Origin of the sequence: Kitasatospora sp. NPDC004799 (genome assembly GCF_040609095.1) — a bacterium.
Taxonomy (GTDB): Bacteria; Actinomycetota; Actinomycetes; order Streptomycetales; family Streptomycetaceae; genus Kitasatospora.
The window spans coordinates 1-6986 of record NZ_JBEXJK010000415.1; the positions used below are offsets into that span (position 1 = coordinate 1).

Genomic DNA, 6986 nt, shown 5'->3' on the forward strand with positions numbered 1-6986 from the left:
GGCCGCCGCGACGCCCGCGGCGAGCAGCGCGGCGACGCAGGCGAGGGCGCGCTGCACGGTCAGCGGGTTCGCCCCGCGCGGGCGCGGCCGCGGGCGCCGTCGGCGTCGCGGCCGCCGGCCCGGCGGCGGTGTCGCGCGACCAGCCGAGGTACGCCCCGCAGTTGCCGCAGAAGTCGTCCCCCGGCCCGTTGGCCGTTCCGCATTCGGGGCACACCGGCATCCGTCAGTCCTCCGCTCGCCCGGGTGGGCCGGGCAGGATCTCCACCCGGCAGCTCAGATGGACGGGACAGCCCGCCCTGACGACGGCCCGCACCTGGTCCTCGTCCGGCGCCGGACCGCGCAGCGGCCAGACCCGGACCAGTACCTCGCCGCCGGGCGCGGGCGGCAGCGCGGCGGCCGGGTCGGTGGACCAGGAGGCGCCGCCGCCGTCCACGACCTCGGCCCCGGCACCGAGCACCAGGCGCAGCCGTTCGGTGAGGCCGCGCCGGGTGCCGCGCCAGCGGTGCAGCTCGACCGCGCGCTCGACCACCGCGCGGCGCACCTCCACCGGCCAGGCCGGGTCGACCTCGACCGCGACCCAGGAGGCCAGCCAGTCGAGGAAGTCGGCCGGTGCCAGGCCGGGTTGGAAGTACGCCGGCAGGTTGTCCAGGGTCGCGAAGACCGGGGCGAGGACGGTGTCCAGCCCGGCCGTGAACCGCTGGGCGAAGTCGTCCTCGGCGTACAGCGCGGGCAGCAGCTCGCCGATCGGGTGCGGGCTCGGCAGCCCCGGCACGGCCCCCCGAGTCATGCGCCCACCTCGCTGCGCTCGGCAGGGGCATTCCTCCACGCGCGCCTCTCGATTGTTCGCTCGCTGCGCTCGCTCACGACAGCCCGTCCTCGGCCGCGGTGACGATGACCTGGTGCTGGTGCGAGAAGACCAGCGCGTCCGCCGGGACCTCGACCCGCTCGGTGGGCGCGCCCCGGCGTCCGGTGATCGGGTCCGCCGGGAACAGCCGCAGCTCCTCGACGCCCGCGACGGCGGCCACCCGCTGGAGCACCGCGAACACCTCCCCGTACTGCACCGCCCGGCCGAACGGCCAGCCCGAGCCGTCGGCGCCGCCGCGCAGCGGGTTGAGGTACCGGTACAGCGCGGCGAGCACCTCCTCGCGGACCCGGTCGGGGTCGGCGGCGCGGGTGGTGAGCCGGGCGACCACCGTCACGCCCTGGTAGGCGGGCGGCTGCACGACCAGCCGGGTGCCGATCAGCCGCCGCTCGTCGAGGGCGGTGGCGACGGCGGCCAGCACCTGCTCGTCGGGGATCAGCTGCTCGAAGCGCAGCCGGTCGCCCTCGTCCGCGACGGCGTCGGGGACCACCAGCACCCGCACCGCCCCGGCCTCGCCGCCGGCGGCGGGCACGCAGCTGATCCGGGCGGCGGACGGCGCGGCCTGCCGGGCGATCAGCTCGAAGTCCCCGGCGGTGACGGCACGTTCCTGCAGGCGCAGCTGGTGCGGGGCCCGGGCCTTGGCGTTCTCCACGGTCTCGCCGTCGACCCCGCCCCGCGCCGCCTCCCGGTTGTCCACCCGGGCGATGTACGGGACGGAGCTGCGCAGCACGGTGACGGTGCCGCGGGCGACGTTGCCCGCGACCCCGCCGCCGGTGCGGTAGTGCGGCACCCGCAGCTGGGCGCCCTTGGGCGGGACGGCGCCGAAGGCGCGCAGGCCGCCGTCAGGCTCCCGGACGGCGGGCGGGAAGAGGAACTCGCCGGTGGTCGCGTCCAGCACCACGTGCCGGTCGGCGGGCGAGGACTCGCCGAAGTGCTCGACGACCGTCCAGCGTTCCCAGCCGTCGTCGGCCGCGACCTCGACCACCGGCGGCCCGCCGTCGAGCAGCACCGGCGGCCGGGCGAGCCGGAAGCGCTGGCCGGCCACGCCCTCGGAGGCGCCGAGCGGCGCGTCGGTGACGGTCTGCGCGTGGACGGCGGTCGCGGTGCCGCCGACCGTGAACACCTCGGCCCGACGGACGGTCGGGGACTCGGAGTAGAACGGCTGGCCCGGCTGCGGCTCGGTGACCCGGCAGCGCAGCCAGCCGGCCCGACGGCCGGCGATCACCGAGGCGGTGTGCCCGGCGGGCACGAACACCACCACCTCGCCGGGCCGGTTGAGCCCGCCGGTGGTGTCCTCGCCGGTCTCGCAGGCGATCCAGCGCGCGCCGTCCCACACCTCCCAGGCCAGCGGCGGCTGGCGCGGGTCGACACCGACGCCCTCGACCCGGCTGTCCAGCCGGACGACCAGGATGCAGCGCGGCACCACGGCCGGCAGGGCGAAGAGCATGGCGTCCCCGGCCGCCGGACGCGGCTGGAAGCAGGGCACGTCCGCGCCGTCGGCCAGCCGGGCCGTGCCGTCGGACTGCTCGCCGGAGGCGGAGACGGTGACCAGCCGCTCCAGCGAGCTGGGGACGATCGGCAGGTCCTCGACGGTGGAGAAGACCACCGCGTCGTCGGTCTCGGTGCGCAGCGTGGAGACCTCGGTGCCGGCCCGCAGCAGGACCGTCTCGGCCTGCGGGGCGGAGAGCCAGAAGTCGACCTCGGCCCGGGCCGCGGCGGGCGGGAAGAGCCGGATCCCGAGCAGGTCGAGGAAGGCGGCGTAGTTCTTCTCCGGCACCCGGTTCAGCCGGTAGAGCAGCTGGTCGACCAGGTAGGCGAAGGTCTCGATCAGGGTGACGCCCGGGTCGGAGACGTTGTGGTCGGTCCACTCCGGGGCGCGCTGCTGGACGTAGCGCTTGGCCTCGTCGACGAGTTGCTGGAAGCGGCGGTCGTCCAGGTTAGGGGAGGGCAGGGCCATCAGTTCCCGCCCTCCTCGGCGGCCGCCGGGTGCTCCGGGATGGTGTAGAAGGGGAAGACCAGGTTGCGGCGGTCGTTGGTGGCCCGCACGGTGTAGTGGACGTCGATGTAGAGCGTGCCCTCCTCGACGCTGTCGAAGGCGATCACCACGTCGTCGACCTCGATCCGCGGCTCCCAGCGCTCCAGCGCGATCCGCACCTCGCGGGCGATCCGCCCGGCGGTGGTGCTGTCGCCGGGGGCGAAGACGTACTCGTGGATGCCGCAGCCGAACTCCGGGCGCATCGGCCGCTCGCCGGGGGCGGTGCCGAGGATCAGCCGGATCGCCTCGGCGAGTTCGCGGTCGCGCTCGACCAGGGCGATGCCGCCGGTGGCGTCGACGCGCAGCGGGAAGGCCCAGCCGCGGCCGATGAAGCTGCCGCTCATGCCGTCACCCCGCCGCGCTCCGCGGGCCACCCGGTCGTGCCGCCGCTCTCCGCGGGCCGCCGGCTCATATCGCGCCCCCGATCAGCACGTTGAGCGCGCCGCTGGTGACGGTGGCGCCGCAGGTGGTCTTGTCGCCCATCCGGGCGGCGGGCAGACCGCCGATCAGCACCACTCCCCCGGTGACCGCGCCCAGTTGGGGCAGGACGACGTTGCCGGGCCCCAGGGCCACGTGCGGGACGCAGGCGTGGACGGTGCCGACCACGGCGGCGGGGCGGCCGCCGATCAGCACGGTCGCCACCTTGAGGGCGCCCGGCGGCGGGGTGGTGAGGGCGCCGCCGTGGTCGGTGAGGTCGCCGGTCCGGGCTGCGGGGGGCATGTGCGGTCTCCGTTTCCGAGGGTGCCCGCCGGTTCGCGGGCACTCGTCATCCTGCCATTGCTCTGTGACGCTGCGTCAGTTGATGTGCACGAAGGCCCCCTTGATCACCGCCTGGGCCCCGCCGTCCACGGTGACCCCGGTCGTTCCCCGGAGGGTGACCGAGCCGCCGCGCACGTTCACCGCGCCGGTGCCCGCGTCCAGGGTGATGCCGGCGGAGGAGAGCCGCACCGTGCTGCCGGCCGCGCCGCCGAGGCCGTGGACGGTCAGCACGATCTCGCCGCGCTGCTGGTCCAGGCTGACCTCCAACTTCCCGTCCCCGCTGGCCAGGTGGACGCCGGACCGGCCGCCCGGCACGTCCAGCAGCTCCATCCGGTGGCCCGAACGGGACACCACCGAACGGCGGTTGACCTTCCCGGAGGCCCGGTCGACCAGCGGCACGTCGTGCGGGGACGGCCGGTCCACGCCGTTGTAGAGCCCGCCCAGCACGTACGGGCTGTCCAGGTCGCCCTGCTCGAAGCCGACCAGCACCTCGTCGTTGACCTCGGGGCTGACCACGCCGCCGCCCCCGGCGCCGCCCCACTGCACGGTGCGCACCCAGTCGGAGACGTAGGTGTCGTCCAGCCAGGGGAACTTGAGCTTCACCCAGCCGCGCTGCCCGCCGCCCGGCTCCCGGACGTCGGTGACCACGGCGACCGCCAGGCCGGGCATCCGCGGCCCGCGCGGCGGCGCGTTGCCGCCGCTGGTCAGGCCGGCCAGCGAGCGGTCGGGGGCCGCGCTGACCACCACGGTGGTCCGGTAGCCGCGGAACGGTTCGAGCAGGTGGCGCACCCCGGTGGCGGTGTAGCGGCCGGAGAAGGCGGCGCCGACGTTGCCCAGGGCGACAGCGGTGCCCGCCCGCAGCCGCGGGTTGCCCTCGGCGACCACCTCCAGCTCACCGAAGCCGGACGCCACCGAGGCGGCCAGCGACCGGGCCACCGAGGCGGTCTCCGCCTGGGTCCGGTACGGGGTGTCGGCGACGGTCAGCCGGGCCTTGCCGGGGAAGGCGGAGGTCACCGCCGAGGGGCTCATCCCGGGCTGCACCGTTGGGGAGGTCACCGCGGGCTCGGTGGCGACCAGGGCGCTCTTGGTGGTGACGTTCCACCCGCGCGCCTCGACGGTGTCCGCGCCGCCGGCGCCGGTCAGCACGCCGCGCAGCTCCAGCAGGTTGCGGCCGTACTCCAGCACCAGCGGGTTCTGCGGCGCGGGGGTGGAGGGGGCCGGGGCGCCGGAGGCGGGATCGGGCCGGACGAACTCCAGCCTCCCGTCGTCGTCCACCCGCACCTGGGCGCCGCTCTCCTGGGCCAGGAACTGCAGGAAGTCCCAGTCCGGGACGTTCGCCTGGGAGAGCTGCTGGTGGACGACCGGGAAGGAGTCGACCTTCCCGCAGGACAGGCCCGCGCCGGCGGCGACCTGGCGGACGATGTCGGCGGTCGTCATGTTCCGGAAGGCCTTCACCCGGCGTCCGCGCATCAGCCGGTGGGTGACGGCCGAGGCCCGCACCACGGTGTACGAGCCGGTGCCGTCCACCTCCAGCTCCAGCGCCGTCACCTCGCCGGTGAACAGCCGCGCCCGGGTGTTCCCCTGGACGGTGACCACGGACACCTTCAGCGGGGTGCCGATGGTGATCCCGGTGGCGGAGAGGAAGCTGTGGTCGGCGTCCCGGAAGGACAGCACGGCGGTGTCGGGCAGCCCGACGCTCTCCTCGATGTCGCAGGAGACCAGCTGGGTCGCCCAGATCGGCGGCAGCGGGCCCGGCGCCTCGACGACGGGATCGGCGGCGAAGGACCGGCCGCCGCGGGCCTCGGGAGTGGTCATGGCCGTCCGCCTTCGCTGGGTCCGCCGCTGGTCGGTCCGCTGCCGGTGCGGCCGCCGCGGGCGGGTTCGCCGCGGCCGGTTCCGTTCCGGGTGAGCTCCTCGATCCCCGGCACGATCAGGTCCGTGCCGGGGACCAGCACCAGCGGATCGTCGATGTCGTTGGCCTCGGCGATGGTGCGCCAGGCGGTGGCGTCCCCGTACGCGCGCCAGGCGAGCAGCGGCAGGCTGTCGCCCGCGATCACCCGGTGGGTGCTGCGGGCCTCCGGCGAGCCCGAGGTCGGGTTCTGGCCGGCCGGGTCGACGCTGGCCTCGTCGATGGTGAGCGAGCAGACCGCCCGCAGCGGCTTCCCGTCCACGTCGAAGAGCGAGTAGGTGACCGAGAGGCCGGTCAGCACGCCGTTGAACGAGGTGGTCTTCAGGGTGCCCCAGTCGAGCCGGATCCACGGGCTGGCCGGCGTCTTGCGCGCCAGGCTGGCCGCGGTGGGCACGCAGGCCGTCATCAGCTGCTCCACCGCCCGCTCCACCGAGTTGTCGTGGGTCGCGGTGGAGTCCAGGAACACGTCGAGGGAGAGCGAGCGCGGGCCGCTGCCGACGAACTCGGGCAGCGCGGACTCGCCCGCCATCCGGGACGGGGTGCGCCGCCACTCGGTGGTCTTGCGCAGCACCAGGGTCGCCGGGTTGAACTGGAGCCGGAGCCGGGCGAGCGTGCCGCCGGGCTGGGCGCCGACCGTGGACGGTGGCTCCATGATGGTCAGTTGGGCCCGGGTGACGCTCGCGGGGACCGCTGGGGACATCCTGGTGCTCCTTCCGTGGATCGGGCCGGCGGGCCGGCGGGTTCGCGGGTGCGGTGGGCCGGGGTCAGGAGGAGCGCAGGCCCGCGTGGGCGATCTCCAGGGTCTCCACCGCGGCCTGGGAGTTGGCGGGGTCGAAGGACGGCCCGTCCCAGCGCACCGGGACGATCCCGAGCACCTGCCAGCCGACGATCCGGCTCAGGTCCGGCCGCAGCGCCACGATCTCGCCGTCCTTCGGCTCGACCTTCCGGACGATCTCGGACAGCCAGCGGGCGATCTTGGTGGTGTCCGCGGTGACCGCGCGGCTCAGCGTGATGTTCGACCAGGTGATGCGGCCCGGCAGCTGCCAGGCGAAGCCGTTGTTGCCGCCCTCCGCGTACTGCTCGATCTCCACCTGGGCGCCGAGGCCCGAGCAGGTGGTGAACTCGCCCAGGTCGTTGCCGCCGATGGTCAGGCTGAAGAACACACTGGACGCGAAGATGTTGTCGGTCATCGGTTCCGCTCCTTGCTTCCGGTCACGTCGCTGCGGCCTTCGGTCGGCCGTCCGCCTGGTCCGCGCTGCTGCTGGTGTCCGCGCGGGTGGGCCCGCACTGCTGCCGGTCCACGCTCAGCGGCGCATGTCGTACGGTTTGCCGCTGCGCTCCCGGCCCCTGCGCAGTTCGGTGCGCAGCGGCCACCGGGCGCTGCCGCAGGCGTCGGGCCTGCTTGGCCTCGCGGACCAGGC

The 6986-nt window shown here is 75.3% G+C and carries 7 protein-coding genes and 1 pseudogene; all 8 read right to left on the minus strand.

Features of this window, described 5'->3' with window-relative positions:
* Positions 1-220: zinc-ribbon domain-containing protein (locus tag ABZW03_RS34070; protein ID WP_355267179.1), on the minus strand; the 220-nt coding region annotated here is incomplete at its 3' end.
* 3 nt (positions 221-223) lie between these two features.
* Positions 224-787, minus strand: coding sequence for a phage tail protein (locus ABZW03_RS34075; protein WP_355267182.1), 564 nt, complete (start codon positions 785-787; stop codon positions 224-226).
* 73 nt (positions 788-860) lie between these two features.
* Positions 861-2819 carry a putative baseplate assembly protein gene (locus ABZW03_RS34080; protein ID WP_355267185.1) on the minus strand — a complete coding sequence of 653 codons (1959 nt, stop codon included), beginning with the start codon at positions 2817-2819 and terminating at the stop codon, positions 861-863.
* A complete protein-coding gene (locus ABZW03_RS34085) occupies positions 2819-3241 on the minus strand; it encodes a GPW/gp25 family protein (RefSeq protein ID WP_355267188.1) in 423 nt (140 codons plus the stop codon). The genes ABZW03_RS34080 and ABZW03_RS34085 overlap by 1 nt, the downstream gene beginning before the upstream one ends.
* Before the next feature lie 64 nt (positions 3242-3305).
* Entirely contained in the window at positions 3306-3617 is a 312-nt protein-coding gene (locus ABZW03_RS34090; protein WP_355267191.1) for a PAAR domain-containing protein, read from the minus strand.
* Positions 3618-3692: 75 nt separating this feature from the next.
* On the minus strand, positions 3693-5471 hold the full coding sequence (locus tag ABZW03_RS34095) for a VgrG-related protein (protein WP_355267194.1): 1779 nt from the start codon (positions 5469-5471) through the stop codon (positions 3693-3695).
* Between the two features lie 95 nt (positions 5472-5566).
* Positions 5567-6265, minus strand: a pseudogene (locus ABZW03_RS34100) (LysM peptidoglycan-binding domain-containing protein); the annotation flags it as partial.
* 64 nt (positions 6266-6329) lie between these two features.
* Positions 6330-6755, minus strand: a complete 426-nt coding sequence (locus ABZW03_RS34105) for a phage tail protein (RefSeq protein WP_355267197.1) — start codon at positions 6753-6755, stop codon at positions 6330-6332.
* Between the last annotated feature and the right edge of the window lie 231 nt (positions 6756-6986).

Bases quoted from the DNA above. Each gene is read 5' to 3' on its own strand.
- ABZW03_RS34105 (WP_355267197.1), bottom strand. From the start codon at position 6,755: ATGACCGACAACATCTTCGCGTCCAGTGTGTTCTTCAGCCTGACCATC.
- ABZW03_RS34095 (WP_355267194.1), bottom strand. From the start codon at position 5,471: ATGACCACTCCCGAGGCCCGCGGCGGCCGGTCCTTCGCCGCCGATCCC.
- ABZW03_RS34080 (WP_355267185.1), bottom strand. From the start codon at position 2,819: ATGGCCCTGCCCTCCCCTAACCTGGACGACCGCCGCTTCCAGCAACTC.
- ABZW03_RS34090 (WP_355267191.1), bottom strand. From the start codon at position 3,617: ATGCCCCCCGCAGCCCGGACCGGCGACCTCACCGACCACGGCGGCGCC.
- ABZW03_RS34075 (WP_355267182.1), bottom strand. From the start codon at position 787: ATGACTCGGGGGGCCGTGCCGGGGCTGCCGAGCCCGCACCCGATCGGC.
- ABZW03_RS34085 (WP_355267188.1), bottom strand. From the start codon at position 3,241: ATGAGCGGCAGCTTCATCGGCCGCGGCTGGGCCTTCCCGCTGCGCGTC.